This is a genomic window from Pseudomonas nitroreducens, from assembly GCF_024170165.1.
Lineage (GTDB): Bacteria > Pseudomonadota > Gammaproteobacteria > Pseudomonadales > Pseudomonadaceae > Pseudomonas > Pseudomonas nitroreducens_C.
Genome location: NZ_JALJXP010000001.1, coordinates 120,346 through 146,776 on the forward strand (window position 1 = coordinate 120,346; position 26,431 = coordinate 146,776).

22 protein-coding genes are annotated in these 26,431 nt (G+C 67.8%); 4 read left to right on the forward strand and 18 right to left on the reverse strand.

Features of this window, described 5'->3' with window-relative positions:
* The first annotated feature begins 4 nt into the window (after nucleotides 1-4).
* Nucleotides 5-589, forward strand: a complete 585-nt coding sequence (locus J2T47_RS00520) for a YqaA family protein (protein ID WP_253441501.1) — start codon at nucleotides 5-7, stop codon at nucleotides 587-589.
* 80 nt (nucleotides 590-669) lie between these two features.
* Here the strand turns inward: J2T47_RS00520 and pdxY are convergent, their stop codons facing one another.
* Entirely contained in the window at nucleotides 670-1,545 is an 876-nt protein-coding gene (gene pdxY / locus J2T47_RS00525) for a pyridoxal kinase PdxY (protein ID WP_253441503.1), read from the reverse strand.
* Nucleotides 1,546-1,665: 120 nt separating this feature from the next.
* Here pdxY and J2T47_RS00530 point away from each other — a divergent pair, with 120 nt between their 5' ends.
* Nucleotides 1,666-2,154: a DUF3301 domain-containing protein gene (locus J2T47_RS00530; RefSeq protein ID WP_253441505.1), complete on the forward strand. Its 489-nt coding sequence runs from the start codon at nucleotides 1,666-1,668 to the stop codon at nucleotides 2,152-2,154.
* 6 nt (nucleotides 2,155-2,160) lie between these two features.
* Here the strand turns inward: J2T47_RS00530 and J2T47_RS00535 are convergent, their stop codons facing one another.
* Nucleotides 2,161-2,550 (reverse strand): DUF7079 family protein, encoded by a 390-nt coding sequence (locus J2T47_RS00535; RefSeq protein WP_253441508.1) that lies wholly within the window; start codon nucleotides 2,548-2,550, stop codon nucleotides 2,161-2,163.
* Nucleotides 2,547-3,425: an alpha/beta fold hydrolase gene (locus J2T47_RS00540; RefSeq protein WP_253441510.1), complete on the reverse strand. Its 879-nt coding sequence runs from the start codon at nucleotides 3,423-3,425 to the stop codon at nucleotides 2,547-2,549. The genes J2T47_RS00535 and J2T47_RS00540 overlap by 4 nt, the downstream gene beginning before the upstream one ends.
* Nucleotides 3,426-3,529: 104 nt before the next feature.
* On the opposite strand from J2T47_RS00540, the gene J2T47_RS00545 reads away from it, so the two are divergent.
* Both J2T47_RS00545 and J2T47_RS00550 read left to right on the forward strand, forming a co-directional pair.
* Entirely contained in the window at nucleotides 3,530-5,293 is a 1,764-nt protein-coding gene (locus tag J2T47_RS00545; protein WP_253441512.1) for an ATP-binding protein, read from the forward strand.
* Nucleotides 5,290-6,624, forward strand: a complete 1,335-nt coding sequence (locus J2T47_RS00550; RefSeq protein WP_253441513.1) for a sigma-54-dependent transcriptional regulator — start codon at nucleotides 5,290-5,292, stop codon at nucleotides 6,622-6,624. Before J2T47_RS00545 ends, J2T47_RS00550 begins: the two co-directional genes overlap by 4 nt.
* On the opposite strand, the gene J2T47_RS00555 is transcribed toward J2T47_RS00550, so the two are convergent.
* The 15 genes from J2T47_RS00555 to J2T47_RS00625 all read right to left on the reverse strand — a co-directional run bounded on the left by J2T47_RS00555 (nucleotide 6,606) and on the right by J2T47_RS00625 (nucleotide 26,300).
* Nucleotides 6,606-7,601: a hypothetical protein gene (locus tag J2T47_RS00555; protein ID WP_253441515.1), complete on the reverse strand. Its 996-nt coding sequence runs from the start codon at nucleotides 7,599-7,601 to the stop codon at nucleotides 6,606-6,608. The two genes, J2T47_RS00550 and J2T47_RS00555, sit on opposite strands and share 19 nt — an antisense overlap.
* Nucleotides 7,602-7,988: 387 nt before the next feature.
* Complete coding sequence (locus J2T47_RS00560; RefSeq protein ID WP_253441517.1) at nucleotides 7,989-8,183, reverse strand: hypothetical protein; 195 nt, start codon at nucleotides 8,181-8,183, stop codon at nucleotides 7,989-7,991.
* A gap of 181 nt (nucleotides 8,184-8,364) precedes the next feature.
* Nucleotides 8,365-9,300 (reverse strand): LysR family transcriptional regulator, encoded by a 936-nt coding sequence (locus J2T47_RS00565; RefSeq protein WP_081519060.1) that lies wholly within the window; start codon nucleotides 9,298-9,300, stop codon nucleotides 8,365-8,367.
* Between the two features lie 526 nt (nucleotides 9,301-9,826).
* Nucleotides 9,827-10,531 (reverse strand): NAD(P)H-dependent oxidoreductase, encoded by a 705-nt coding sequence (locus J2T47_RS00570; RefSeq protein WP_253441519.1) that lies wholly within the window; start codon nucleotides 10,529-10,531, stop codon nucleotides 9,827-9,829.
* A 176-nt stretch (nucleotides 10,532-10,707) separates the two neighbouring features.
* Nucleotides 10,708-12,126, reverse strand: coding sequence for an aldehyde dehydrogenase family protein (locus J2T47_RS00575; RefSeq protein WP_253441521.1), 1,419 nt, complete (start codon nucleotides 12,124-12,126; stop codon nucleotides 10,708-10,710).
* Nucleotides 12,119-13,309 (reverse strand): pyridoxal phosphate-dependent aminotransferase, encoded by a 1,191-nt coding sequence (locus J2T47_RS00580; protein ID WP_253441523.1) that lies wholly within the window; start codon nucleotides 13,307-13,309, stop codon nucleotides 12,119-12,121. Before J2T47_RS00580 ends, J2T47_RS00575 begins: the two co-directional genes overlap by 8 nt.
* Before the next feature lie 53 nt (nucleotides 13,310-13,362).
* Nucleotides 13,363-14,973: a 5-guanidino-2-oxopentanoate decarboxylase gene (locus J2T47_RS00585; RefSeq protein ID WP_253441525.1), complete on the reverse strand. Its 1,611-nt coding sequence runs from the start codon at nucleotides 14,971-14,973 to the stop codon at nucleotides 13,363-13,365.
* A gap of 243 nt (nucleotides 14,974-15,216) precedes the next feature.
* Entirely contained in the window at nucleotides 15,217-17,304 is a 2,088-nt protein-coding gene (locus J2T47_RS00590) for an acetate--CoA ligase family protein (RefSeq protein ID WP_253441526.1), read from the reverse strand.
* Nucleotides 17,305-17,512: 208 nt separating this feature from the next.
* Nucleotides 17,513-18,673 (reverse strand): acyl-CoA dehydrogenase family protein, encoded by a 1,161-nt coding sequence (locus J2T47_RS00595; protein ID WP_138213566.1) that lies wholly within the window; start codon nucleotides 18,671-18,673, stop codon nucleotides 17,513-17,515.
* Between the two features lie 17 nt (nucleotides 18,674-18,690).
* Nucleotides 18,691-19,479 (reverse strand): enoyl-CoA hydratase/isomerase family protein, encoded by a 789-nt coding sequence (locus J2T47_RS00600; protein WP_253441527.1) that lies wholly within the window; start codon nucleotides 19,477-19,479, stop codon nucleotides 18,691-18,693.
* Nucleotides 19,480-19,850: 371 nt separating this feature from the next.
* Entirely contained in the window at nucleotides 19,851-21,278 is a 1,428-nt protein-coding gene (locus J2T47_RS00605; RefSeq protein ID WP_253441528.1) for an amino acid permease, read from the reverse strand.
* A gap of 413 nt (nucleotides 21,279-21,691) precedes the next feature.
* Nucleotides 21,692-23,935: an ATP-binding protein gene (locus tag J2T47_RS00610; protein ID WP_253441529.1), complete on the reverse strand. Its 2,244-nt coding sequence runs from the start codon at nucleotides 23,933-23,935 to the stop codon at nucleotides 21,692-21,694.
* Nucleotides 23,932-24,708 carry a substrate-binding periplasmic protein gene (locus J2T47_RS00615; protein ID WP_437180942.1) on the reverse strand — a complete coding sequence of 259 codons (777 nt, stop codon included), beginning with the start codon at nucleotides 24,706-24,708 and terminating at the stop codon, nucleotides 23,932-23,934. Before J2T47_RS00615 ends, J2T47_RS00610 begins: the two co-directional genes overlap by 4 nt.
* A gap of 87 nt (nucleotides 24,709-24,795) precedes the next feature.
* A complete protein-coding gene (locus J2T47_RS00620) occupies nucleotides 24,796-25,542 on the reverse strand; it encodes a response regulator (protein ID WP_253442684.1) in 747 nt (248 codons plus the stop codon).
* 110 nt (nucleotides 25,543-25,652) lie between these two features.
* Complete coding sequence (locus J2T47_RS00625; protein WP_253441530.1) at nucleotides 25,653-26,300, reverse strand: TetR family transcriptional regulator C-terminal domain-containing protein; 648 nt, start codon at nucleotides 26,298-26,300, stop codon at nucleotides 25,653-25,655.
* Nucleotides 26,301-26,431: the final 131 nt, after the last annotated feature.

Genomic DNA, 26,431 nt, shown 5'->3' on the forward strand with positions numbered 1-26,431 from the left:
CACCATGCTGCGCCGGCTCTACGACTGGACCATGCGCCTGGCGGGGCATCCGCGGGCGGAGCTGGCGCTGGGCGGGGTGACCTTCGCCGAGAGTTCGTTCTTCCCCATCCCGCCGGACGCGCTGCTGGTGCCCATGGTCCTGGCCAACCGCGCCAAGGCCTGGCGCTACGCGGCGATCTGCATCATCAGCTCGGTGCTGGGCGGCATTGCCGGCTACTTCATCGGCCTGCTGCTGTTCGAGACGGTGGGCCAGGCCATCCTCGGCTTCTACGGCCTGCAGGAGAACTTCGCCGAAGTCGCCGAGCGCTACAACGAGCTCGGCTGGCTGATGGTGCTGCTGGGCGGCGGCTTCACCCCGCTGCCGTACAAGCTGATCACCCTGACCAGCGGCGTGACCCAGCTGGACCTCTGGCTGTTCATCGGCCTGAGCATCGTGGCGCGCACCCTGCGCTTCGCCGCCACCTGCGCCCTGCTGTTCTGGGCAGGACCTGCGCTGCGCGAGGTCATCGAGAAACGCCTCGGCCTGGCCTTCGGCGTGCTCACCGCGATGGTGGTGGGCGGGTTGCTGCTGGGCAAGTACATGCTCTGACACCGAGCCCCCTGTAGGAGCGGGCCATGCCCGCGATCGCGCGCATGGCGCGCTCCTACAGGGGAACGCCGATGTGCGGCTCAGATCACCCCCAGCTTCACCGCCTCGAACTTCACCCGCGGGTGGGCGATGCGGTCCTGGGCGCGCACCAGTTCCAGCTCATAGCTGCCGCAGGCCTGGGTTTCCAGCAGCACTTCGTGCACCGCCGCGGCGCAGAATTCGAAGGCAGTGCGCAGGTCATCGCCCAGCAGCAGGCGGGCGAGGAACAGTCCGGAAGTCAGGTCGCCCACGCCCACCGGCTGGCGCGGGAAGGCCAGCAGCGGGCGGCGCAGGTGCCAGGTTTCGTCGAGGGTCACCAGCAGCATCTCGAAGGCATCCGCCGGCTTGCCCGGGTAGTTCAGGTGCTTCACCAGGATCGCCTTCGGGCCGCGCACCAGCAGGCCACGGGCCATGGCGGCGCAGTCTTCCAGCGAGGTCGGCTGGCGGTCGCAGAAGCTGTCCAGTTCCAGCTGGTTCGGGCACAGGTAGTCGGCCACGGCGGCGGCTTCATGGAGCAGGAACTCGCCGACTTCCGGAGCGACAATGCAGCCCTTCTCCGGATGGCCCATCACCGGGTCGCAGAGGTACACCGCGCGCGGGTTGACCTCGCGGATGCGGCGCACCGCTTCGAGGATCGAACGGCCCTGCGCTGCGCTGCCCAGGTAGCCCGAGAGCACCGCGTCGCAGTTGCCCAGCTCGCCGATGGCGGCAATGCCATCCACCAGCGCGGGAATCTGCTCCGGCGGCAGCACCTGGCCCGTCCAGTGGCCATACTGGGTATGGTTGGAGAACTGCACGGTGTTCAGCGGCCAGACGTTCACCCCGACGCGGCGCATGGGGAACTCGGCAGCGCTGTTGCCGGCGTGGCCGAAGACGACGTGGGACTGGATGGCGAGAACGTGGGGAGTGCGCGGCATAACGGTGTCCTGTTGCAGAATGGGCCAGTATGGGGCGCAATTCACACGCTGTGAACATCCGCCCCTCGCCGCCCGCCGGCGGAGTGAGTAAGCTGGTGCACCGATTCCGAGGAAGCCGAAGTGGACCTGGGCAATCTATTCATTTTCATGCTGGTCATTGCCGGCGCCGCCTGGTGGTGGCGTGCCCATGGCATCCGCGAGCGTGCGCTGGTCCTGGCCAAGCAGCACTGCGCGCGCGAGGGCGTGGAGCTGCTGGATGACGCCATGGCCCTGCAGCGCTTCCGCTTCCAGCGCGACGGCCGCGGCAACCTGCGCCTGGCCCGCGAATACGCCTTCGAGTTCACCGCCACCGGGCAGGAACGCTACGCCGGCAGCATCGCCATGTTCGGCCAGCACCTGGGCCGCGTCGAGCTGGCGCCGTTCCGCATGGAGCCCGAGCAGCGCGCACCGGTTTCCCCGGTCGCCACCTTCCATCCCGCCGCCGCCCCGGTGGACGAGGAAATCGTCGACGCGGTGTTCGACGACACTCCGCCGCCGCGCCCCCGTGGCGAAGTGGTGCGCCTGGACGAATGGCGCCGCGCGCACCAGGGCAAGAAGGTCGGCGACTGAGCGGCTTCAGCTCGTTTCGTCTTCAGTCAGCTCACGCAATTCGACGACTCGCGCCAGCACCTGCTGCAGTGGCGCGTTCATCAGCGCACCAACAGTCCTGCTCAACAGTCGGCAACGCCAGCGATAGAGGAAGGATGCGCGGCGCTGCTGATTGCGCCGGCATTTCTCGAACAGCCAGTCAGGATCAAAGCCGGTCCACTCGCCCGCGGTCGCCAGGGCGTTGGGGTAGACCACCGGGACCACCTCCAGGCGATAGATGGCTTCCAGCTCGCCCAGGGGAAAATCGCTGACCGCCAGGGTGCGGGCGATGTAGTTGAGATCGGTCTCGCTCGGCTCGCTATCCAGCCACAGCTCGGACAGCGCCAGCCAGACGGACTCGCGGGCCGGGTCGTTCATTCGTGGCCCAGCAGGAAGCGCGACACGCGCGCGGCGCTGTCTTCGGGGAATTCCTGCATGAAGCAGTGGCCGCCATCGACGCACTGGCCGCTCACCACCGTGTTCACTGCACACCAGCGCGCCACCGACTTGGGCACGAACGGGTAGGTGCGCTCGCCGAACAGCACCTGGGTCGGGGTCACCACCTTGGTCAGCGACGGCCACAGGCGCTTGGGGAACGAGCTGAAGATTTCCGCCTCGCGGCTGGGCCGGCATTTCAGCTCGACGCCCGCCTCGGTGCGCTTCATCGCGTTCTCCACGTAGGCCCAGAGCGCATCGTCGGTCCAGCCCTTGAAGATGCCGCGGCCGTGCAGGCCGGCATAGGCCGCCTCGCGGTCCGGCCACTGGCTGCGCCGCGAGCGCGCCTTCTGCACCATGGTGCGGCGCTTGTGCAGGCCGAGCACTTCGGAGAGCGCCATCACGCCGATCATCGCCGGGGTGAACAGCACCGGGTCGAGCAGCACGGCGCGGCGGAACAGCCCGGGATGACGGCCGAGGATCAAGCTGGTAAGCACGCCGCCAAAGCTGTGCCCGGCGGCGTAATGCGGCACGTCACCGAACACCTTGCTGCCGGCCTGGAAGGCTTCCACCGCCATCTCGGCATTGCGGTTCCAGCCGTGGAAACGCCCGCCGTGGTCGCTGTCGCCATGGCCCTGCACGTCGCACAGCCAGAGGTCGAAATCCTGCGCCAGGACTTTCAGCATCGGCTCGTAGGCGCGGCCGCAGAAACCGTTGCCATGCAGGAAGTGCAGCAACGGTTTGCCGCTGGGCTCGCTGCGCCAGCCGCGCAGGGTGAAACCGGCGGACCCTTCGTGGGTCCAGGACGACAACTGCATCGAAGCTCTCCATCGGGATGCCGGCAGTGTAGCGAGGCGGCAGGGCGCCGGACCAGCGCGCGGTCGTGCTATTGTCGCCGACCGTTGGTCGAACCCCGTCGAACATGTCGCCTGCCCGCCCCCTTCGCCTGCTGCTGATCTGCCTGCTCCTGCTGGCCGGGCTGGTGCTGTCGGTGTTCTGGGCCGGCGAGAAGGCGCGGCAGCGCGCGCTGCTCGCCGAAGCCGAAGCCGCCCACGAGCAACTGGGCCTCTACGCCAGTTCCCTGCACACCCTGATCGAGCGCTTCCGCAGCATTCCCGCCGTCCTCGCGCTGGACCCGGAACTGCGCGCCGCCATGCGCGGCCCGGTGACCGGCGAGCTGCAGCACCGGCTCAACCTCAAGCTGCAGCAGATCAATGGCGCCGCGCGCTCCTCGACCCTGGAACTGCTGGATCACAGCGGCCTCGCCGTGGCCGCCAGCAACTGGAACCTGCCGGTCAGCTACGTTGGCCACAACTACGGCTTCCGCCCCTACTTCCGCCAGACCATCGCCCAGGGCGCCGGGCGCTTCTACGCGGTCGGCGTGACCAGCGGAATTCCTGGTTATTTTTTGTCCAACGCCCTGCGCGACGACGACGGCACCTTCCTCGGCGCCATCGTGGTCAAGCTGGAATTCCCCGACCTGGAACGGCAGTGGAGCCAGACCCCGGACGTGGTGCTGGTGAGCGACAGCAAGGGCGTGGTGTTCCTCGCCAACCATCCGCGCTGGCGCTACCGCGAACTGATGCCGCTGGACGCCGTGGCCCGCGCCGAAATGGCCGACACCCGCCAGTACCACAAGCAGCCGCTCAGCGCGTTGCCGCACCGGACGCTGGAAAGCCTTGGCGAACACGCACGCATGGTCCGCGTCGACGGCCAGGACATCAGCGGCGACTACCTCTGGCAATCGGTCGGCCTGCCCGAAGACGACTGGACCCTGCACCTGCTGCGCAATCCCCACGGCGTGCAGTCCGACGTCACCAGCGCACGGCTGGCCGCCGCCGGCGTCTGGCTGGCGCTGGTGTTCCTCGTGCTCTGGCTGCAGCAACGCCGCCGCCTGGCGCGGCTGCGCCAGCGCAACCAGGAAGAGCTGGAGCGCCTGGTCGAGCAGCGCACCGCCGCCCTGCGCACCGCCCAGGACGGCCTGGTGCAGGCCGCCAAGCTGGCCGCGCTGGGGCAGATGTCCGCCGCGCTGGCCCACGAAATCAACCAGCCGCTCACCGCCCAGCGCATGCAGCTGGCCAGCGTGCGCCTGCTGCTCGACGCCGGCCGCCAGGACGACGCCCGCGCCGCGCTGGTGCGCGTGGACGAGCTGCTCGAACGCATGGCCGCGCTCACCGGCCACCTGAAGACCTTCGCCCGCAAGACCCCCGGCGGCCTGCGCGAGCGCATCGAACTGGGCCACGTGATCGAACAGGCACTGCAGTTGCTCGCCGTGCGCATCCGCGCCGAAAGCGTCGAGATCAGCCAGGACCTCGACCTGCCCGCCTGGGTACTGGGCGATGCGATCCGCCTGGAGCAGGTGCTGGTCAACCTGATCCGCAACGCCCTCGACGCGGTGTCCCGCACCGACCCGCCGCAGATCCGCCTGACCCTGCGCCGCGATGGCGAGCACTGGTGCCTGGAAGTCGCCGACAATGGTCCGGGCATCGACGAAGAACACCTGGCCAGCGTCTTCGACCCCTTCTTCACCACCAAACCGGTGGGCGAAGGACTGGGCCTGGGGCTGGCGGTATCCTATGGCATCGTCCACGAACTCGGCGGGCGCCTCGGCGCTGCCAACCAGCCCACCGGCGGCGCGGTGTTCCGCCTGAGCCTGCCGGCCGCCAGCGAAGAAAGAAGACCATGAGCGAGACCATTCTTTTCGTCGACGACGAAGCCGCCATCCGCGACGCCGTGCAGCAATGGCTGCAACTCTCCGGCTTCGAAGTGCGCCTGTGCAGCAGCGCCGACGAGTGCCTGAAAAGCGTCTCCCGCGAGTTGCCCGGCGTGGTCATCAGCGATGTGCGCATGCCCGGCACCGACGGCCTGGCGCTGCTCGAACGCCTGCAGCAGATCGACCGCGACCTGCCGGTGATCATGGTCACCGGCCACGGCGACGTGCCCATGGCGGTGCAGGCGATGCGCCAGGGCGCCTACGACTTCATCGAGAAACCCTTCACCCCCGAGCGCCTGCTCGACAGCCTGCGCCGCGCCCTGGAGAAACGCCGGCTGGTGCAGGAGAACCGCCAGTTGCGCGAACAGGCGGCGCTCAAGGACCAGATCGAATCGCGCCTGCTCGGCGTCTCGCGGCCCATGGAAACCCTGCGCCGGCAGATCATGGCGCTGGCCGGCACGCCGGTGAACGTGCTGATCCGCGGCGACACCGGCAGCGGCAAGGAGCTGGTCGCGCGCTGCCTGCACGACTTCGGCCCGCGCGCCGGCAAGCCCTTCGTCGCGCTGAACTGCGCGGCAATTCCCGAGCAGCTGTTCGAAACCGAACTGTTCGGCCACGAAAGCGGCGCCTTCACCGGCGCCCAGGGCAAGCGCATCGGCAAGCTGGAGCATGCCAACGGCGGCAGCCTGTTCCTCGACGAGATCGAGAGCATGCCGCTGGCCCAGCAGGTGAAGCTGCTGCGCGTGCTGCAGGAGCAGCAACTGGAGCGCCTGGGCTCGAACCAGAGCATCAAGGTCGACCTGCGGGTGATCGCCGCGACCAAGCCGGACCTGCTCGAAGAAGCCCGCGCCGGACGTTTCCGCGAGGACCTGGTGTACCGCCTGAACGTCGCCGAACTGCGCCTGCCGCCGCTGCGCGAACGCCGCGAAGACATCCCTCTGCTGTTCGAGCATTACGCACTGCTGGCCAGCGAGAAATTCGCCCGCGAAGCCGCGCCGCTGTCGGCCAGCGAACTGGCGCGCCTGCTCGCCCACGACTGGCCGGGCAACGTGCGCGAACTGGCCAACGCCGCGGAACGCCACGTACTCGGCCTGGACCGCGCAGAACTGCCGGAAGAGCCGGCCGGCAACGGCCTGTTCGAGCGCATGGAAGCCTACGAGGCGCAGTGCATCCGCCAGGCGCTGGGCCAGTGCAAGGGCGACATCAAAGCGGTGATGGAGCTGCTCGGCCTGCCGCGCCGCACCCTCAACGAAAAGATGCAGCGCCACGGGCTGAGCCGCGGGGATTACCTGGGCGAGGACTGAGCCAGCTGTTCGGCGAAGAACCAGCCGGTGCACCAGCGCGCCAGCGGCCAGAGCAGCGCCAGCAGCAGAATCGCCGGCGGCACCAGGTAAAGCGGCAGGCGGTTGGCGTTCAGTGAGCTGTAGGTGGCAAGGGCCACCAGAGTCGATACCAGCATGATCGCAATCGCCCACATCACCAGCAGGACCAGCGCGCAGGCCAGCACCCGGCCGGCGGCGAAGCGCGAAACCTCTGCCGGCAGGCGCGTCTGCACGGCCGCCATGACGATGGCGAAGGGCAGCAGGCAACCGGTCAACAGAAACCAACTGTCTGCCCCGCTGTACAGGTAAAGCACCGCGTAGCTGAGCACGGCCAACACCTTGTAGATCAACGCGCTGAAGCAGAGCGCCACGCCCAGCGACAGGTGCCAGGACGGCAGACGCGGGATCTGATCCGCTGCCAGGCGCACGGAGCGGGACCGTGCCAGGTACAGGGCGAGCCAAAGCGGCAACAGGCAACCCAGGACCAGGCTGATCAACGACGTGGCCTGGCCATACAGGGCCATCCAGAAGGTCCGGGTGTCCTGCTCGAATGCCCACTGATAGAACGACACGCTCAGGTAGGACACCAGCGTACTGACAACCATGGTGGCGATCAGATAGACCACGCCAAAGCCCACCAGCAACCCGGCCATCGGCTGGAAACGCGCGATGTTGTGCCGCTCGCGCTGGTAGTGCACCAGCAGCAGGACTGCCGCGGCATAGAAGACCAGCCCGCCCAGCCAGTTCCCCAGCATCATCGGCAGGTACTGCGGCAGGCGCTCGCGGTAGTTGCCCAGGTCGCCGATCCATTGCACGGCGTTGCCGCCGATGAAGGCCACCGCCGCCGCCACGATCATCGCGGCAACAAACTGCAGGGGCTGGCCGGCGGTCGACGGTGCTGCGGCGGACTGCGCCGTGAGAGGGGCATGGGGTGTCGCGAAGGGATTATCGGTGGTCATCTCGGCATCCTTGTCGAATCCGGCCCGAGGCGCGGAGTGCGCCCAGCCTAGCAGTCCGTCAGCGCTTTTCCACCGGCATAAAAAAAGGCCGCTGACAGCAGCGGCCTTGAGACGGACATCGATCTGGAGCAATCAAGAATCGACGTCGGGAAGCTTGCCGGCGGTGAGGCCGGTAACAGCGCCGCCGGGAGCCGCGCTGTTGGGTCAAGTATATTGACCGATTGGACAGGAATACAGATCGGCCACTGCGAAAGACTGTTTCAGAATCTGTAACAGTCCCCTGGCCGATGCTCGAATCGCAGGCAAAAAAAACGCCGCATGTCTTATGCGGCGCAAGGTGTTGAGAAGCCCGGCTCACGCTCCGGGCCTCCCGGGGGAAGCGGCCGATCAGGAATCGGCGTTGCTCACAGCGGCGGCCTTGGCGGTCTGCTCGGCGGACTGGGCCTGCTGCTGGGCAATCACTGCTTCGTTGGCCTTGACCATCTTGTCGGTCATCAGGCGCGATTCTTCGGCGAAGCTCAGCTGAGTGAAGGACAGCGAGCAGACGGACAGCAGGGCAGCAACATAAAGCGAACGGGACATGACGGTGATCCTTTCTGAACACCCGATTGGTCGGGGTTGATGAAAGGTTACGGCGCAACAGTCCCTCGAAAAATAGCTAGCTAACCAACAAAGCATTGCCTAAAAAGCAACAATCCGCGCCGATCGTCCGGGAACGCCGATATAGAGCGGCTGCGACGATCCGCCACGCTGGCTCTTGGCCTTATGCCCAGTTGACGGGATCGTTGAGCGCTGCTTCGTCTTCCTCGAAGACCCGTGGCAGCTCCGCCTTGAGGAATTCCACCCAGGTGCGGATCTTCGCGTCGAGGAAACGCCGCGACGGGTACAGCGCATAGATCTGCCGCACATGCAGGCTGTGCCGCGGCAGCACGCGTACCAGCGAGCGCCGGCGCAGCGCAGGTGCGGCGACGTAGCTGGGCAGCAGGCAGATGCCCATGCCGGCGGCGGCGGCGCCGGTCAGCGCCTCGGCAACGTTGACCATGAAGGTGTCGCGCGGACGGATCACGCTTTCCTCGTTGCCTTCCTCGAAGGCCCAGCCTTCGGGGAAGGTCGGGTCCTGCAGGCGCAGGCACTGGTGCTGGTGCAGGTCGGCGACGCTGGTCGGGGTGCCGCGCCGCTTGAGGTACTCGGGGCTGGCGCAGAGCACGCTGTAGATGGTGCCCAGGGTCTGGGCGACGAACTCGGAGTCGGGCAGCTCGCGGTCGCGGGTGATCACCACGTCCTGGCCTTCCTCGAGGATGTCCGGTTGGCGCTGGGCCAGGGTCAGCTCGATGTAGACCTCGGGGAAGGACTCGCAGTAGCGCGAGATCAGCGGGATCAGGTGCTGCTGGCCCAGCCCGGTGAGCGAATGCACGCGCAGGCGACCGCGCGGATTGAGGTGCGCGCCGCTGGCTTCGGCCTGGGCTTCATCGACATCGGCGAGGATTTCCCGGCAGCGCAGCAGGTAGCGCTCACCGGTTTCGGTCAGCGCCAGGCGTCTCGTGGTGCGGTGCAGCAGGCGCGCTTCGAGCTGGGCTTCGAGGTCGGAGACCACCCGCGAGACCTGGGCTGTGGATAACCCCAGGGCGTTGGCGGCGGCGGTGAAACTGCCGGCATCCACCACCCGGACGAATGCCCGCATCGCGTGAAGTACGTCCATGCTTCCCCCCTGCCTGTTGATCTTGTCGTAGGCGCCTGTAGGAGACGACAACCATTGTTGTCCGCGCCGCAAAACTGAATCGCAGTATAGGGTCGTTTTTTGCCGATTGTTACCACGTATAGTGCCGGCCAGGTCGCTGCAGCAACGTTGGGCATACCAGGCTCATCGTACGGCCGCCGATACACCAATCGACGGCTATCTCCCCCGCGCATATCCGCTGCAGCGACTGATTCTTTCTCCAGGGGCGGTCATCTTCGGATGGCCGCCCTTTTTCGTTTCCGCAGTTTGAGCGCTGAGGTATCCCTGTAGGTGCAACTGCCTTCTTCTGAAAATCCGTGCCAGGGCTTTCCCTCTCCCCCGCCCTCTCCCTGAAGGGAGAGGGAGCCGATCGTGCCAGCTGACGCCATGGTTTCATCCTGCACCTAACTGTCCCCTCTCCCTTCAGGGAGAGGGTTAGGGAGAGGGCGGCCGAAAACACCGGAGTAAAGCAGGGTTCGCGAGCAAGCTCGCTGCTACGAAGAGCCAATCAGCGCGGCAGCGGATACAGGCGCTCGTCGAACTGCTCCAGGCGCACGAACTCCAGCGGCTGGTCGCCCTCCAGGTGCTGCAGGCGGTCCTGGTACTGGCGCAGGAAGTCCTGGCGCGCCTCGTTGCTGATGTAGGGTACGTGCCAGGCCACGAAGGGCGGCAGCACGCTCATGCCGGTGTAGGCCAGGGTGCCACGCAGGATCGGCCGCAGCATGTCTTCCAGCGGGCCGTGGATGGCGTCGTCGCCGAACATGTGGTCGCGCCCGCCGAGGGTCACGGTCACCAGCGCCTTCTTGCCGGCCAGGCCACCCTGATCGTAGAAGCGCTTGCCGCCGTAGCAGATGCCCGAGACCAGCACGCGGTCGAACCAGCCCTTGAGGATGGCCGGCGCGGAGAACCAGTAGATCGGGAAGTTGAAGATCACCAGGTCCGCCCAGAGCAGCTTGTCCAGCTCGGCCTGGATATCGGCGGCGATGGTCCTGGCCTTGGCGCCTTCGCGCTGTTCCAGCGCATAGACCAGGTATTCGGGGTTGGCGCGGGCGCCGAAGTCGGCGGCGCTGGCCACCGGGTTCCAGTTCATCGCGTAGAGGTCGGAGACCTGCACCTCATGGCCCTGGCCACGCAGGGTTTCCTCGGCGAGCTGGTACAGCGCGGTGCTGAAGGATTGCGGTTCGTTGTGGGCGTGGACGATCAGTACGTTCATGGGAATTCCTTGATGGTCGGACTTCGGCGCTTGTGGCTGCCCTCTCCCCCAGCCCCTCTCCCTGAAGGGAGAGGGGAGCCATCCGTGCCACCGCGAAATCTCGCCGCCGCGCCGAACCGCTTTGCCCCCTCTCCCGCTTGCGGGAGAGGGCTGGGGAGAGGGTGCTGTTCAGGCGCTCAGAGTTGAATGGCCTTGAGTTCGACGAACTCGTGCAGGCCCTGCTCGCCCCATTCGCGGCCGTTGCCGGACTGCTTGTAGCCACCGAACGGCGCCCGGTAGTTGAAGGCACCGCCGTTGACGAAGCATTGGCCGGCGCGCATGTGCCGGGCGAGACGCAGGCCATCTTCGCGGTCGCCCGCCCATACGGCGCTGGAGAGGCCGAACGGCGAATCGTTGGCGATGGCAATCGCCTCGGCCTCGTCGGCGTAGGGAATCAGGCACAGCACCGGGCCGAAGATTTCCTCGCGGGCGATGCGCATCTGGTTGTTCACCCCGGCGAAGATCGTCGGCTGCACGTAATGCCCGCGCTCCAGATGAGCCGGGCGCTCGGCGCCGCCGCAGACCAGCTGCGCACCCTCTTCCTGCCCGACACGCAGGTAATCGAGCACAGTGCGACGCTGGCCCCCCGAGCACATCGGGCCGAGGAAGCTGTCGGCGTCCAGCGGGTCGCCCATCTTCAGCGCGAGGGTTTCGGCGCGGGCGATTTCCACGGCCTCGGCATAGCGATGGGCCGGCAGCAGCATGCGGGTCAGCGCGGTGCAGGTCTGTCCGGAGTTGATCATCACGTCCTGCACGCCATGGCGCACGGCAGCGGCCAGGTCGGCCTCGGCGGTGATCAGGAACGGCGACTTGCCGCCCAGCTCCAGGCACACGCGCTTGACCGTCGGCGCCGCCGCTGCGGAGACCTTGACGCCGGCGCCGGTGGAGCCGGTGAAGGACACCATGTCCACGTCCGGGTGGCGCGCCAGGGCTTCACCGACCTTGGAGCCAGGGCCGCTGACCAGGTTGAACACGCCGGCTGGCAGGCCGATGGCGTGGACCATGTCGGCCAGCAGGAAGGCGTGCAGCGGGGTGTCCTGGCTCGGCTTGACCACCACGGTGCAGCCGGCGGCGAGTGCCGGGGCGAGCTTGCCGATCAATTGGTGCAGCGGGTAGTTCCAGGGGTTGATGAAGGCGCAGACGCCCACCGCTTCCTTCACCACCAGCGAGTTGCCGACCTCGCGCACTTCGTCCATGTGGGCGGCCATGGCGGCGTAGCTTTCCAGGCCCTCGATCGGCCCGTCGACCTGCACCATGCGGCACCACTGCACCGGCATGCCCAGTTCGGCGGTGATCAGCGCGGCCATTTCGTCGGCGCGGTTCTTCAGTTGTTCCGCCAGCGCGCGGATGTACCCGGCGCGCAGGTGTGACGGGGTCTGCGACCAGGCCGGGAAGGCGCGGCGCGCGGCGTCCACCGCGCGGTTCACGTCGCCTTCGCCGCCCAGCGGCACGCGGCCGACGCATTCCTCGGTGGCCGGGTTCTGCACCTCGGCCATGCCCTGCCCCTGCGGAGCCACCCAGGCGCCGTCGATGTAGAGCTGTGTACGGTCACGCATAGCGTTTTTCCTTCAGCAGTTCGGCGGCGCACAGGGCGATGCGGCGACAGGCTTCGCGCAGCGGTTCGGCGCCGAGCACCAGGCCCAGGCGGATGTGCCCGGCGGCGCTGGGACCGAAGGCTTCGCCGGCCAGCACGGAGACGCCGTGGCGGTCCAGCAACAGGTCGGAGAAATCCTGGGCGGAGAGCCCGGTGGCGCGGATATCGACCATCACGAACATCCCGCCGTCCGGGCGCAGGGCGCGCACGCCGGGGCAATCGGCGAGGCAGTCGAGCACCAGGTCGCGGCGCTGGCGGTAGGCCTCACGCATGGCCTCCAGTTCCGGCAGCCTGGCTTCCAGCGCAGTGCAGGCGGCGTCCTGGATGAAGTCCGGCGAGCCGTAGAGCATGCACAGGGCGAGGTTTTCCAGGTGCGCGCAGAGTTCCTGCGGGCCGACCACCCAGCCCACGCGCCAGCCGGTCATGGCGTGGGATTTCGACAGGCTGTTGAGGGTCGCGGTGCGCTCGGCCATGCCCGGCAGGCTGGCGGGGCTGATGTGCTCGCCGTCGAACAGCAGTTCGCTGTAGACCTCGTCGGAAATCATCCACAGGTCGTGGGTTATGCACAGCTCGGCCAGTGCTTCCCAGGTGGCGCGCGGCAGGCTGGCGCCGGACGGGTTGTGCGGGCTGTTGATGGCCAGCGCACGGGTGCGCGGGGTGATCAGCGCGGCAACGTCCTCGGCCTGCACGCGGAAGCCGTGCTCGGAACGCACCGACACCGGGATGACCTTGGCGCCGCAGGCACCGAACACCGCTTCGTAGGTAACGTACATCGGCTCGGCAACGATCACTTCATCGCCCGGATTGAGCACGCACTGCGCCACGGCATACAGCGCGCACTGGGCGCCGGCCAGTACGATCACGTCATCGCCGCTGACGGCCTGGCCGCTGCGCTGGCTGTGGCGGCGGGCAATGGCGTCGCGCAGCGAACGCTTGCCGCGCACGTCGGCGTAGTGGGTGTTGCCGGCCAGCAGGCTGTCGATGGCCGACTGCACGATGGGTACCGGGGTATCGAAGTCCGGGTCGCCGACCGACAGCAGCAGGATGTCGTCGCCCTGTTCCATGCGCGCCAGGGCGCGGTAGTGGATGTCCCAGGCGGCGGCGCCGTCGCCGGCGATGCGTTGGGTGAAGTTCGAGTAGCGCATGGGAATCTCCTTGCGGCGCCGGAGCCTGCACGGCCCCGGCGGGTACGGCGGGCTTACTTCGCGCAGGCGTGTTTCAGCTCGATCAGGGTGACGCCGGGGTGGGCGAAGCCGGCGCGCAGGTCGCGCTCCAGTTCGTCCAGGCTCTGCGGCTCGCGCATCTCGCAGCCGTAGGCGCGGCCGAGCAGGGCGAAGTCCGGGTTGCGCGGCAGGACGCCGATGGGCTCGATGTCCAGGCCTATCATGTCGTCGCGGATCTGCCCCAGCGCATCGTTGTTCCACAGCAGCACCACCAGCGGGCTGTCCAGCTCCTCGGTGGCGGTGGCCAGTTCCTGCGCGGTGTAGAGGAAGCCGCCGTCGCCGACCAGCACCAGGCCGGGGCGCTCCGGCGCGCCGAACTTGGCGCCGATGCCGGCGGGCACGCCGTAGCCGAGGGTGCCGTAGCCGGTGGGGTGCAGCCAGCCGCGCGGCGCCTTGCTTGGGTACAGATAGTTGGCGGTGTAGGCCAGCTGGGTCATGTCGCTGGCGATGAAGGCGTTGTCCGGCAGGACCTTGGCGATGCGCTCCAGGATCGACTTGTGGATCAGTTGCAGCGGCGCGTGGCCGCCGTCGATCTGCGCGCGCAGCTCGGCGATGCGCGACTGCGACTTGCTGGAGTCGCGCGTCGCGCTGGGCAGCGCGGCGAGCAGCGCCTCGGCGGTGGCCTTGGAGTCACCCAGCAGCGCCACGGCGCTCGGGTAGAAGTCGTTGAACTTGCGCGAGTCGATGTCGACGCGGATCACTTCGCCGGTGACCGGCAGGCGATCGCGCCAGTAGTCGGTGTCGGCCATCTCGGTGCCGATGGCCAGGACCACGTCGGCCTCGGCGATCATGTCCCAGCCGGCCTGGGTGCACAGGGTGGCGCCCGCGGACAGCGGAGCTTCCGGCGCCAGCAGGCCCTTGCCGGCAACACTGGTGAACAGCGGCGCGGCCAGGCGCTCGCTCAGCGCGGCCAGGGCATCGGCGGCATGCAGCGCGCCGCCGCCGGCAATGATCATCGGGCGCTGGGCAGCCTGGAGTTTATCCACAGCCTGCTTCAGTGCATCGGCGCTGGGCAGGCCACGGCCGGCGCGGCGCACCACTTCGTGGGTCCAGTCGCGGGCGACCGGGTTGGCCAGCACGTCCAGCGGCACGGAGATATGCACCGGGCGTGGGCGCTCGCTGTCGAACACGGCGTAGGCGCGGGCGATCAGCTCGGGCAGGTCTTCGGCGCTCAGGGCGACGGCGGAAAACGCGGTGATCGGCGCGGTCATCGCGCGCTGGTCCTGGGTCTCGTGCAGGCAGCCCCAGCCTTTGCCCAGGCTGGCAGTGTGGTTGACGCTGGAGATCACCAGCATAGGGATCGAGTCGGCGTAGGCCTGGCCGATGGCGGTGGCGGCGTTGGTCACCCCCGGCCCGGTGATGATGAAGGCCACGCCGGGCTTGCCGCTGACGCGCGCATAGCCGTCGGCCATGAAGCCGGCGCCCTGTTCGTGACGGGTCAGCACATGGCGGATGCCGCTACCAGGCAGGCCACGGTACAGCTCCAGGGTGTGCACACCGGGAATGCCGAACACGGTGTCGACGCCGTAGTTGGCCAGCAGGCGGACCAGGGCCTGGCCGCCGGTGAGGGTTTTGTCGTTTTGCATGAACGATCTCCCGAACTGTTCTTCGGCGGATAACCGCAAGCGGTTATTCGCCCTACTCGTTGAGGCCTACGCCGAGCCTCCGGCGTGCGCCGCTTTTGCTCCCTCTCCCTTCAGGGAGAGGGCTGGGGAGAGGGGCTCTTGTCGGTGGCACCGAGTTCCGGGCCCACCACCCTCTCCCCCAGCCCCTCTCCCGCAAGCGGGAGAGGGGAGCGTTGGTGTTCTTCCTTCAGGTCCTGCTGCCGGTCATTCAGCGGTGCGGATCAGCGCATCCACCGCCACGGCGCCCTCGGCGTCCGCCAGCAGCGGGTTCACGTCCAGTTCCAGCAGGTTGTCCACGTGCTCGCAGGCGTAGTCGGCGACGGCGCGGATGGCTTCCACCAGCGCCTCCAGGTTCACCGCCGGGCGTCCGCGGAAGCCGGTAAGCAGCGGCGCGCTGCGCAAGCTCAGCAGGGCGTCGCGGATCGCCGCGTCAGTGGTCGGCAGCAGCAGGCTGCGGCTGTCCTTGAGCAGCTCGACGAGGATGCCGCCGGCGCCCAGCACCAGCGCCAGGCCGAAGCCGTTCTCGCGCTTGATGCCGACGATCAGCTCGGCCAGCGGCGGATTGGCCATGCGCTCCAGCAGCACCTGATCGAAGGGCACGCCGGGGGCGTGGCGGGCGATGTTCTCGCGCATGTCGAACAGCGCGGCTTCCAGCGCTGCCTCGTTGCGCAGGTTGAGTGCTACGCCGCCGGCTTCGGTCTTGTGCGGCAGCTGTGCGCTGACCACTTTCAGCGCCAGCGGGAAGCCGACATCGGCAGCCGCTTCACGGGCCTGGGTCGGCGTGCTCAGGGCAGCACGCGGCAGGGGCAGGCCGAAGGGTTTCAGCGCCTGCTTGGATTGCCACTCGTCCAGCAGCCGGCCTTCGCTGTCCAGCGCCTGCGGACAGAGCGGCACCAGCGCGGCTTCGCCACGGGCCAGCAGCGCGTCACGGCGCTGGCGGTAGTGGGCGATGCGGCCCCAGGCGGCGAGGCCATCTTCCACGCCTTGCAGCGCGGCAACGCCGTGGGAGTGCAGCAGCTCGCGGGCGTGCCTGGGCAGCAATTCCGGCAAGGCGGAGGCGATGAAGCCGACCTTGTCGTGACGCTTCAGTGCCGCGCAGTAAAGCTCCAGCAGCAGGTCGCACTGCGGGCGCTCGCCGGTTTCTTCGCCGGGATAGTCCAGCACCAGCAGGGCGGCATCGGCCGGGGTCTGCAGGGCGCTGTCGAGCATGCGCTCGAGCGCCGGGCCGTCGCCCCAGATGGCGGTGGTGAAGTCCAGCGGGTTGGCGATATTGGCGTAGTCCGGCAGCACCTGGGCCAGCTCGGCGCGTTGCGCGTCGACCAGCCTGGGCAGGCTCAGGCCGTTGCGTTCGGCATAGTCGGCGATCAGCCCGGCGTCGCCGCCGGAGCAGGCCAGCGCGGCCAGGCTGGGGCCGGCCGGCAGGTTGCCGCAGGCAGCAGCCTTGAGGGTTTCGATGAAGCTCACCGGGCCGCTGACGCGGATCACCCCGAGGCGGTCGAACAGCGCGTCGTACAACGCGTCGGAGCCGGCCAGGGAGCTGGTGTGGCTGAGCGCGAGTTCGGCGCCGATCTCGGAAACGCCGGTCTTCAGGGCGATCACCGGGATGCCTTTCTGCAGCGCCTTGAAGGCGGCGCGGGCGAAGCCGGGGACGTTTTTCAGGCCTTCCAGGTGCAGGCCGATGGCGGTGACGCGCGGCTCGTCGAGCAGCACGTCCATCAGCTCGGCCACGCCCAGCTGCGCCTGGTTGCCCACCGAGGCCATGTAGGCGATGGGCAGCGAGCGGTCGCTCATGGACAGGTTGTAGGCGAAGTTGCCGCTCTGGGTCAGCACCGCCACGCCCTTCTCCACCAGGTGCCCGCCGTGGGCCACCGGCCACAGCGCGGAGCCGTGCAGGTAGTCGAGCAGGCCGTAGCAGTTGGGGCCGAGCAGGGCCATGTCGCCGGCGCTGGCGAGCAGGCGGCGCTGCAGGGCTTCGCCCTCGGCGCCGGTCTCGGCGAAGCCGGAGGCGTAGCAGATGGCGCCGCCGGCATCCTTCGCAGCCAGTTCGGCGACGGCCTGCAGGGTCAGGTCACGGTTGGTGGCGACGAACACCGCGTCCGGCCCTTCGGGCAGATCGGCGATGCTGCGTACGCAGGGCACGCCTTCGAGTTCGTCGTATTGCGGGTTGACCAGCCACATCGGGCCGGCGAAGCCGCCTTCGGCGCAGCGCTTGAGCGCGCGCGCCATGCTGCGGCCGCCAATGAAGGCCAGGTGCCGGGGCGCCAGCAGGCGCTGGAGGTTTTCTCTTTTCATGTCGAGTCTCGGTACAGGGCTCTGCCCTCTCCCCCAGCCCCTCTCCCTGAAGGGCGAGGGGAGCTTTCGGGTTCATCCTTCAACGCACGGTGTCAGCCCAGGCGCCGAATCGCTCTTGCCCCCTCTCCCTTCGGAGCGGGGCGCGCAGCCAGGGCTGGGGAGAGGGTCTATCCGGCAGCGCCGGCCACTCCCCGAAGAACACCCGCAATCAGCGCAGCAGCGGACGCAGCAGTTCGCGGGAAATGATGTGGCGCTGGATTTCCGAGGTGCCTTCCCAGATGCGCTCGATGCGCGCGTTGCGCCAGATGCGTTCCACCGGGCCTTCGTCCATCAGGCCCATGCCGCCGAAGATCTGCACGGTCTCGTCGGCGACCTTGCCCAGCACTTCGCTGGCGAACAGCTTGGCCATGCCGGCCTCGCCGTCGGTCATGCTGCCGCGGTCCATCTTCCAGGCGGTGTGCAGGGTCATCAGCTCGGCGGCGCGAATCTGCGTGGCCATGTCGGCGAGCTTGAAGGAGATGCCCTGGTAGCTGCCGATGGCGGCGCCGAACTGCTTGCGGTCGGCCGACCATTGCAGCGCCAGGTCCAGCGCGCGCTGGGCCTGGCCGACGCAGTTGGCGGCGACCATCACGCGGCCGGCGGTGAGCCAGGCGTTGGCCACTTCCCAGCCCTTGTCGACTTCGCCGAGGACCTTGGAGGCTGGCACGCGGCAGTCGTCGAAGAAGATTTCGTAGGTGTGGTAGCCCTTGTTGCTCACGCATTTCGGGCCACGGCGCACGGTCATGCCGGCGGTGCCCTTGTCCACCAGGAAGGCGGTCACGGCGTTGCGCTTCTTGCCGTTGCGCTCGAAGGTATCGGTCACTGCGAAGACGATGGCGAAATCGGCGTGGCCGGCGTGGCTGATGAAGTGCTTGGAGCCGTTGATCACGAAGTCCTCGCCATCACGCACGGCGCGGGTCTTGATCGAGTTGGCGTCGGAGCCGGCGCCCGGTTCGGTGAGGGCGAAGCAGTCGATCTTCTCGCCCTGTACCACCGGCAGCAGGTAGTCCTGGATCTGCTCGCCCTTGCACGCCATGAGGATCTTCGAGGGACGCGCGACGAACACGTGCAGCGCCCAGGAGACCTTGGACAGTTCGCGCTCGACCAGCGCCTGGGACAGGTAGTCCAGACCGCCGCCGCCGACTTCCTCGGGCATGTTGAAGGCGTAGAAGCCGGCCGCCAGGGCCTTGCCGCGAATCTTCGCGGCCAGCTCCGGGGACACCGCATCGGCGCGGTCCACTTCCTCTTCGTAGGGCAGCAGCTCTTTCTCGACGAAGGCCTTGACCGCCTCGACGAGCATTTCCTGTTCCTGGGTCAGTTGGAAATCCATCACATCACCTGCAGCCGTCAGCGGCCTTTGAATTGGGGGGAGCGTTTCTCGGCCACGGCGCGCAGCGCCTCGGCGGCATCTTCACTGCGGCCGCAGAGCAGTCCGGCGGCCTGTTCGGCTTCCAGCTGCTGGGCCAGGGTGCGGGCGGCGCCGTCGCGCATCAGGCGCTTGGTCTGGGCGAAGGCGTAGGTCGGGCCAGCGGCCAGGCGTGCGGCGAATTCGCCGACCTGGGCCTGCAGCTGATCGTCGGCAACCACTTCGCCGACCAGCCCGGCATTCAGCGCGCGCTCGGCGTTCCACAGTTCGTCGAGGAACAGCAGGCGCTTGGCCGCTTCGCTGCCGATCAGGCGCGGCAGGTGCCAGCTGGCGCCGGCGTCCGGGCAGTAGGCCATGCCGGTGTAGCCGGCCTTGAAGCGGGCGGAGGCGCCGGCGATGCGGAAGTCGCAGCACAGGGTCAGGTCCATCCCGGCGCCGACGGCGGTGCCGTTGACGGCGGCGATGGTCGGCTTGTCCAGGCCATGCAGGCGGCGCATCAGGGCGTGGGCGGTTTCGGTCCAGCCGTAGGTTTCCAGTTCGCCGCGGGCTTCGGCCTCGGCCCATTCGGCGAGGTCGGCACCGGCGCAGAAGCTGCGGCCTTCGCCGCTGAGCACGATGACGCGCACGGCCTCGTCGGCCTCATAGGCGTCGAGCAGGGCCAGCAGGTTCCTGAGCGTGGGGACGTCGAGCGCGTTGCGCTGCTCGGGGCGGTTCAGGGTGATCCAGGCGATACCGTCCTGGACCCGGCTGAGCGGGGATGGCTGAGTCATGCTGCCCTCGTTCTTGTAGTCGTTTGCTGAGGCGGATGAAGCGTTGGAGCCAATACTAAACAAGTGTTCAGCAAGACGGCAATCCACCCGAAAGGGGGGCTTGTAACGCTCCGCCAATCGACGGGAAGGCCGCGCGGCGCGGGGGCTGAGGGGTTTTGCGGGGAAGTCGTGGCGGGTTTGTTACAACTTCGAACAATCGTTCAGCAAGAGATGGGGCTGGTGGAGCACCTGTAGGAGCGAGCTTGCTCGCGAACGGATTACCCGGTTGCTCTGGAGCTGGGCGGGTTCGCGAGCAAGCTCGCTCCTACGAAGGGCCGCAAAGCCAAAGAAAAAGCCCCGCAAGGCGGGGCTTCTGAGCAGCAGGTAAGGACTCAGCCGAGGCTCGGCACCGCCTCGTCGGTCAGCACCTGCCCACGCTTGCGCTTGAGCAGGTAGTAGGCCAGGTAGCAGGCCGCCATGAAGCCGAAGCCCCAGTACAGCGACGGACGCTGGGTCGGGTCCATCGCCAGGAACACGAACAGCGAGCAGCAGATCGCGATGCACGCCAGCGGGATCAGCGGGAACAGGGGCGCGGCGTACTTCAGGTCGGCCACGGTGCCGCCCTTGGCCATGTGCTCGCGGCGGAAGCGGTACTGGGCGTAGGCGATGACGATCCAGGTGACGGTGCCGGCCATGCCGCTCACCGCCATCAGCACCATGAACAGGGTGTCGGCGGCGACCACGCTGGTGAGCAGCGACAGCAGCGCGAAGGCCAGGCTGATCAGCAGCGCATAGAGCGGCACGCCACGGGCGCTGAGCTTGGACAGCTTGCGCGGCGCCATGCCGGTCTTGGACATGGCCCAGAGGATGCGCGTGGAGGCGTAAAGGCCGGAGTTGCCCACCGAGAGGATCGCGGTGAGGATCACGAAGTTCATGAGGTCGGCGGCGTAGGGGATGCCGACCATGTCGAACACCTGCACGAAGGGGCTTTCCATCAGCCCGGCCTGCTTCCACGGCACGATGCAGGAGAGCACGGCAATCGCCAGCACATAGAAGATCAGCACGCGGAACACCACATTGCGTACGGCGCGCGGGATGCTCTTCTCCGGCTGGTCGGTCTCGCCGGCGGCGACGCCCATGATCTCGCAGCCCTGGAACGCGTAGACCACCGTCATCATCACCGCGAACACGGCGGACAGGCCGTTGGGGAACAGGCCGTCGCTGACCAGGTTGGACAGCCCCGGCGCGGTGGCGCCGCTGTTCAGCGGGATGGCGCCGAAGATCACCAGCAGGCCGACCACGATGAAGCCGAGGATGGCCGCGACTTTGATCCCGGAGAACCAGTATTCGGCCTCGCCGAAGGCGCGGGTGGCCAGGGCGTTGAGGGAAAACAGCACGACCACGAAGAAACCCGACCAGAGCCAGATCGGCACTTCGGGGAACCAGCGGGTCATCAGCATGCCGGCGGCGGTGAACTCCAGGCCGACGGTGGAGGCCCAGCTCATCCAGTAGACCCAGCCGATCATGAACCCGGTGGCCGGGCCGATGAAGCGCGTGGCGTGGGCCTGGAAGGAGCCGGAGACGGGCATCTGCACCGACAGCTCGCCCAGGCAGACCATCACCAGGTACATCAGCAGGCCCGCGACCAGGTAGGCGAGGATGGCGCCCATGGGGCCGCCGGAACTGATGGTGACGCCCGAGCCCATGAACAGGCCGGTGCCGATGACGCCGCCCAGGGACAGCATGAAGATGTGGCGGCTCTTCAGCGCGCGGGTAAGCTGGATCTTCTCGCCGCTGCCGGCGTGATGGGTCTCAGACATGGCGCACCTCCAGGGAACGGCGGGCGCGGCTGAGCGGAACTCTACGTTGGATCATTATTGTTATCTCCAATCAATCAGAGGCCGTGGCTCGGGCACGGATGCCACCGGATTATTGGAAGGCGATGTAAGACGGGGTTGTTCGCCAGGATCGAAGTTGTAGAAAGATGTAAGGATTTTGTGCAGGGCTTGTGGGGCGGGGCTTTCAGGCAGTTGTTTTTCGTAGGACCGAGGGGGGCGCCTAGCCCTTGCTCGCGAACGGTACTCACGGAGACGCCGAAGCTGGGCGGGTTCGCGAGCAAGCTCGCTCCTACATGGTTTGGCGCTCCCTGCTACTTGTGTTCGTAGGGCGCATAACGCGCCAGCGTTATCCGCCGTCAGGGAATCGGCGGATAACCTGTTCCAGGTTATGCGCCCTACGCCGTCGAGCTTGCCAGGAGTTCAGCGGCAACCACCCTCTCCCGCTCCAACCGCGCCACCCAGTCACCGGCTAACGAGCCCACCAGCGCCGCCGCTTCCAGCTCACCCAGGCAATCCCCCAACCCGCGCAAGCCCATGGACCGGCAACTCCCCGCCAAGCGGTGCGCGAGGCTGGCCGCTTCCACGGCATCATCCTGGCGCAACGCATCCAGCAGCAGCGGCCACTGCTCGTCGAGCAGCTTCCACAGGCTGGCGAGCAGTTCGTTCAACTTGTGCTCGCCCAGCAGGCGGCGATGGGTGTCGAGCACCTGGCGATCCAGCGGGCCGTTATCCACAGCCTCGGGCAGCAGCTCCCCGGCCACGCCGGACAGCGCGCGGCGCAGGTCGTCCAGGCGCAGCGGCTTGCCCAGCACGCCCTGCATGCCGGCCTCGAAATAGCGGCGGACCATGCCCGGCTGCACGCTGGCGGTGAAGGCCTGGATCGGTGTGGTCGCGTTGAGCCCATCAGCCTGCGCACGGATCGCCCGGCACAGGTCGAGGCCGGTCATCCCCGGCAGGTGCATGTCCAGCAGGATCAGGTCGAAGCGCCGCGCGGCGGTGAGCGCCAGGGCAGGCTCGGCGTCACCGGCGAGCTGCACGCGGTGGCCGTCGCGCTCCAGCAGGGCCTGGGCGACTTCGCGGTTGAGGGCGACGTCTTCCACCACCAGCACATCCAGGGCCGGCGCCTGATCGACGCACGTACTGGAGGGCGGCACCACGCCCGGCGCCAGCACGATCTCGAACCAGAAGGTACTGCCCTCGCCTTCCAGGCTCTCCACGCCGATCTCACCGCCCATGGCCTGCACCAGGCGCTTGCTGATCGCCAGCCCCAGCCCGGTGCCGCCGTAGCGCCGCGCTACCTCGTCGCTGGCCTGGGTGAAGCGCTGGAAGATCTTTTCCTGCTGCTCGGTGGAAATGCCGATGCCGTCGTCGGTCACGCTGAAGCGCAGGCGCTGCCCGGCATCGCTGCTTTCCAGCAGCAGGACTTCCAGCAACACCTCGCCCTCTTCGGTGAACTTCACCGCGTTGGCCAGCAGGTTGCTCAGCACCTGGCGCAGGAACTGCTCGGCGCCGCGGCAACCGTCCTGCACTTCGGATTCGATGCGCAGGCGCAGGCAGGTGCCGTGGTCCTCGGCGCGCGGCTCCAGCAGGGTCACCACATCGTCGAGCAGACGACGCAGGGAGAAATCCACCGGCTCGGGCTGGCTGGCACCGTCTTCCAGCTTGGCGAAGTGCAGCACCTCGTTGAGGATCGCCAGCAGCCCTTCGCCGGCTGTGGATAACGCCTGCAGGCGGCGCCGGTCCTGCTCGCCCAACGGCGCGCTGCGCAGCAACTCGGCCATGCCGAGGATGCCGTTGAGCGGCGTGCGGATTTCATGGCTCATGGTGGCGAGGAAGCGGCTCTTGGCGCGGTTGGCGGCCTCGGCTTCTTCCTTGGCGCGGCGCAGGCTGGCGGTGCGCCGCTCGACCCGGCGCTGCAACTCGTCGCGTTTGCTCTGCAGCGCTTCGCGGTCGGCTTCGCGCCGGCGCAGTTCGGCGCGCAGGGCCCGGCGCAAACCGTCGAGGGCATCGGCAACGGTATCGATCTCGTCCTCTTCGCCTGAGCGTTTTTTAGCCAGCTCCAGTTCGGTACCCAGGTCGCCGCCGGTAAGCCCACGGACGAAGTCGGCCATGGCGCGCAGATGGCGGGTGACCAGGCTGTGGAACAGCCAGCTCAGCGCCACCGCCAGGCCACAGAGGAACACGCCCATCCACAGCAGGCTGGTCATCCCGCCGTGGAGCAGGCGCAGGTAGACGGCGCCGAGGTCGATGCTGATTTCCAGCTCGCCCAGGTCGCGGCGCTCGCCGTCCGGCGGCTGGAAGGCCAGTGCGTAACGCTCGACGCGGAACGGCCCGCGCGGGTCGTCGGCGTCCTGCACCAGGTTGAAGTCGGCGCTGCGCAGGCGCACCTGGGCGATGTCGGGGAAGTCGGCCAGGCCGTGCAACTGCACGTTGAGCTGCTCCTGGTTGAGGTCCCAGAGGCTGCGCTCGAAGCTGGCCAGATAACCGACGCGGATCAGCTCCAGCCGGGTGTCGATATCGCGCATCTCGCGGCGGTATTCGAAGTACAGCTGCACCGCGCTGGCCAGCACGGTGAAGCACAGGCTGAACAGCAGCACCCGCAGCAGCAGGCGCCGGGCCAGGCCGCCGGGCAGCCTCATCGTGGCACCCCGTCGCCGGCGAGCATGGCGCGGTAGTCGTGCTCGCTCTGCTGCAGCCAGCGGGCAACGCTGCCATCCTCCACGCGCTTGTTCAGCAGCGCGTCGATCTCGTCCATTCGCGCGGCCAGTGGCGAATGGCGGGAGACGGCGATGCGCAGGTAGTCCACGGTCAGCGGCCGGGGCAGCGCGGCGATGTCCTGGCCGCCGGCCAGTTGCTCGACGAACAGGGTGCCGGTGCGCCGCTCGTGGGCGATGAAGTCGATGCGCTGGCGGATCAGCTTGCCGAAGTTCTGCCGGCTATCGGAGACCCATTCGACGTTGCCGTGTTCGGCGACGAAGCGGTCGAACTCCGGCCCGTAGCTCTCGCCGAACAGCAGCCCGCCGCGGTAGTTGGCGAGGTCGCCGAGCTGGTCGAAACGCACCGGCTTGCGGCGGTTGTAGAAGATCGCGACTTCCTCGCGCAGCACCGGCACGCGGGAGAACAGCAGGCCGTCGTCGCGCTGCGGGGTCTGGTAGGCGAGCACCACGTCGACGCGGCCCTCGGCGGCGTCCAGCAGGCAGCGCTTCCAGTTGCCCAGCACCACGGTCTGCACCTCGTAGCCCAGCTCGCCGAGCACGCTGCGCACGGTCTGCGGCGCCAGCCCGCGCACTTCATGGCCGTCGCTCCAGGAGATGGGCGGGTAGACGGGGTAGTCGCAGTAGCGGATGGGTTGGGCGGCGTGCGAGAGCGTGCAGAAGAGCAGGGGCAGGAGATACAGGAGGGATCGGAGCAAGGGTTTCCCTCTCCCTAACCCTGGCTGCGCGCCCCGCTCCGAAGGGAGAGGGGACTGTCCTGCGCCCGCTGAAATCACCGTGCTGGCTCAGGCGTCGGCAGGCGTGGCGGTGAACAGGTAGCCGGCGCCGTGGATGGTGATGATCAGCTCGGGCTCGGCCGGGTCGTCGCGCAGCTTGCGGCGCAGGCGGCCGACCAGCACGTCGATGGAGCGGTCGTTGGGCAGCCACTCGCGGTTGCGGATCTGATCCATCAGTTGGTCGCGGCTCAGGGTATGGCCGGTGTTGCGCAGGAACACGCAGAGCAGCTGGAACTCGCCGTGGGTCAGCGGGGTTTCGCTGCCGTCGCGGTCCATCAGGCGGCGGCGGTCCGGGTCCAGGGTCCAGTGGGCGAAGCGCTTGTGGTTCTGCCGGCTGGCGGGCGCCGCAATGGCGGCGGGCTGGCGCGCGTGGCGCACGCGGCGGATCAGGTTCTTCGCGCGGGACACCAGCTCGCGGGGGTTGAGCGGCTTGATCACGTAGTCGTCGGCGCCGCATTCCAGGCCGACGATGCGGTCGATGTCGTCGTTGCGCCCGGTGATCAGGATGATGCCGACCTCCGAGCGCACGCGCAGCTCGCGGGTCAGGGTGAGGCCATCCTTGCCGGGCAGGCGGATGTCGAGCATCACCAGGTCGATGGGCTGCTCGGCCTGTTCGGCTTCGGCGAGCGTTGTCTCGGCCTGTTCGGCGGTGCCGGCGCAGAGCACGTCATAGCCCTCCTCGCCGAGGTAGGCCTGAAGGAGCTCGCGAATCACCGGATCGTCGTCGACGATCAGTACACGGGAAGTCATCGCAATACCCTGCTGAGGCCGCCGCTCGTGGCGGGGCCATTCTTGTTATGCGTGGAGGTAGAGCTGTAGGAACCGTCCTGCAGATGGCGGCAGGTTACCGCCCGCTGAACAATCGATCAACAGACTCCCGACGCCCGACAGAAGCGCTGCCGGCCGCCGTACTGCAGGCCATCCACCCAGGCTTCGCAGATCTGCACGCCCTGCTCCGGGGTGAAGGTATTGGGGTTCAGACCGGACTCCAGCCACAGGCCATCGAGCAGGGCGCTGAGGGCAATCGCGGCCAGTTCCGCATCGAAATCAGCCCACTCCTGCTCCTTCGCCAATTCGTTCAGCGCCTGTGTCAGCAATGAGCGGTACTCACCGTAGGAATGGTCGTGGGCCTTGTTGATTTCCTCGGCCGTCTTCACCGCTCCCCAGAACGCCAGCCAGGCATCCAGCAGCTGCGGGTCGAGCAGCTCCGAGGAGAACGACGCACGGAAAAAGGCCGACAGCCGCGCACGGGCATCCGGCGCCGCCTCGGCGATGGCCTCGCGCAACAGCTGCATCACCCGCCCGGTGACGGTCAGGTAGGCCTCGGCCACCAGTTCGTCCTTGCCCGAATAGTGGTGGTTGATCAGTCCCACCGAGACCCCGGCCTCGGCGCAGATCTTGCGTATGGATGCTCCCTGGAAGCCATGGCGTTTCAGGCAGGCGAGGGTGGCCTCGATCAGCAGCGCCTTGCGCTGTTCCGGCTCCAGTCGGGTAAAGCGGACTTCCTCGTTCATGCCTGCGCTCCTGGGAATCAGGTGGCCAATCTGAACGATTGTTCGATTAGGCGCCAGTACCTACCCGTTCGGGGAATGGCCGGGGAACAGGCGCTGGCCGAGAGTGGCTTCATCCGCGACATCTCCAATCC

Excerpts from the sequence above, each read along its gene's own strand:
- J2T47_RS00520 (WP_253441501.1), top strand. The coding sequence starts at position 5 with ATGCTGCGCCGGCTCTACGACTGGACCATGCGCCTGGCGGGGCATCCG.
- pdxY (WP_253441503.1), bottom strand. The coding sequence starts at position 1,545 with ATGCCGCGCACTCCCCACGTTCTCGCCATCCAGTCCCACGTCGTCTTC.
- J2T47_RS00535 (WP_253441508.1), bottom strand. The coding sequence starts at position 2,550 with ATGAACGACCCGGCCCGCGAGTCCGTCTGGCTGGCGCTGTCCGAGCTG.
- J2T47_RS00540 (WP_253441510.1), bottom strand. The coding sequence starts at position 3,425 with ATGCAGTTGTCGTCCTGGACCCACGAAGGGTCCGCCGGTTTCACCCTG.
- J2T47_RS00545 (WP_253441512.1), top strand. The coding sequence starts at position 3,530 with ATGTCGCCTGCCCGCCCCCTTCGCCTGCTGCTGATCTGCCTGCTCCTG.
- J2T47_RS00550 (WP_253441513.1), top strand. The coding sequence starts at position 5,290 with ATGAGCGAGACCATTCTTTTCGTCGACGACGAAGCCGCCATCCGCGAC.
- J2T47_RS00555 (WP_253441515.1), bottom strand. The coding sequence starts at position 7,601 with ATGACCACCGATAATCCCTTCGCGACACCCCATGCCCCTCTCACGGCG.
- J2T47_RS00560 (WP_253441517.1), bottom strand. The coding sequence starts at position 8,183 with ATGTCCCGTTCGCTTTATGTTGCTGCCCTGCTGTCCGTCTGCTCGCTG.
- J2T47_RS00565 (WP_081519060.1), bottom strand. The coding sequence starts at position 9,300 with ATGGACGTACTTCACGCGATGCGGGCATTCGTCCGGGTGGTGGATGCC.
- J2T47_RS00570 (WP_253441519.1), bottom strand. The coding sequence starts at position 10,531 with ATGAACGTACTGATCGTCCACGCCCACAACGAACCGCAATCCTTCAGC.
- J2T47_RS00575 (WP_253441521.1), bottom strand. The coding sequence starts at position 12,126 with ATGCGTGACCGTACACAGCTCTACATCGACGGCGCCTGGGTGGCTCCG.
- J2T47_RS00580 (WP_253441523.1), bottom strand. The coding sequence starts at position 13,309 with ATGCGCTACTCGAACTTCACCCAACGCATCGCCGGCGACGGCGCCGCC.
- J2T47_RS00585 (WP_253441525.1), bottom strand. The coding sequence starts at position 14,973 with ATGCAAAACGACAAAACCCTCACCGGCGGCCAGGCCCTGGTCCGCCTG.
- J2T47_RS00590 (WP_253441526.1), bottom strand. The coding sequence starts at position 17,304 with ATGAAAAGAGAAAACCTCCAGCGCCTGCTGGCGCCCCGGCACCTGGCC.
- J2T47_RS00595 (WP_138213566.1), bottom strand. The coding sequence starts at position 18,673 with ATGGATTTCCAACTGACCCAGGAACAGGAAATGCTCGTCGAGGCGGTC.
- J2T47_RS00600 (WP_253441527.1), bottom strand. The coding sequence starts at position 19,479 with ATGACTCAGCCATCCCCGCTCAGCCGGGTCCAGGACGGTATCGCCTGG.
- J2T47_RS00605 (WP_253441528.1), bottom strand. The coding sequence starts at position 21,278 with ATGTCTGAGACCCATCACGCCGGCAGCGGCGAGAAGATCCAGCTTACC.
- J2T47_RS00610 (WP_253441529.1), bottom strand. The coding sequence starts at position 23,935 with ATGAGGCTGCCCGGCGGCCTGGCCCGGCGCCTGCTGCTGCGGGTGCTG.
- J2T47_RS00625 (WP_253441530.1), bottom strand. The coding sequence starts at position 26,300 with ATGAACGAGGAAGTCCGCTTTACCCGACTGGAGCCGGAACAGCGCAAG.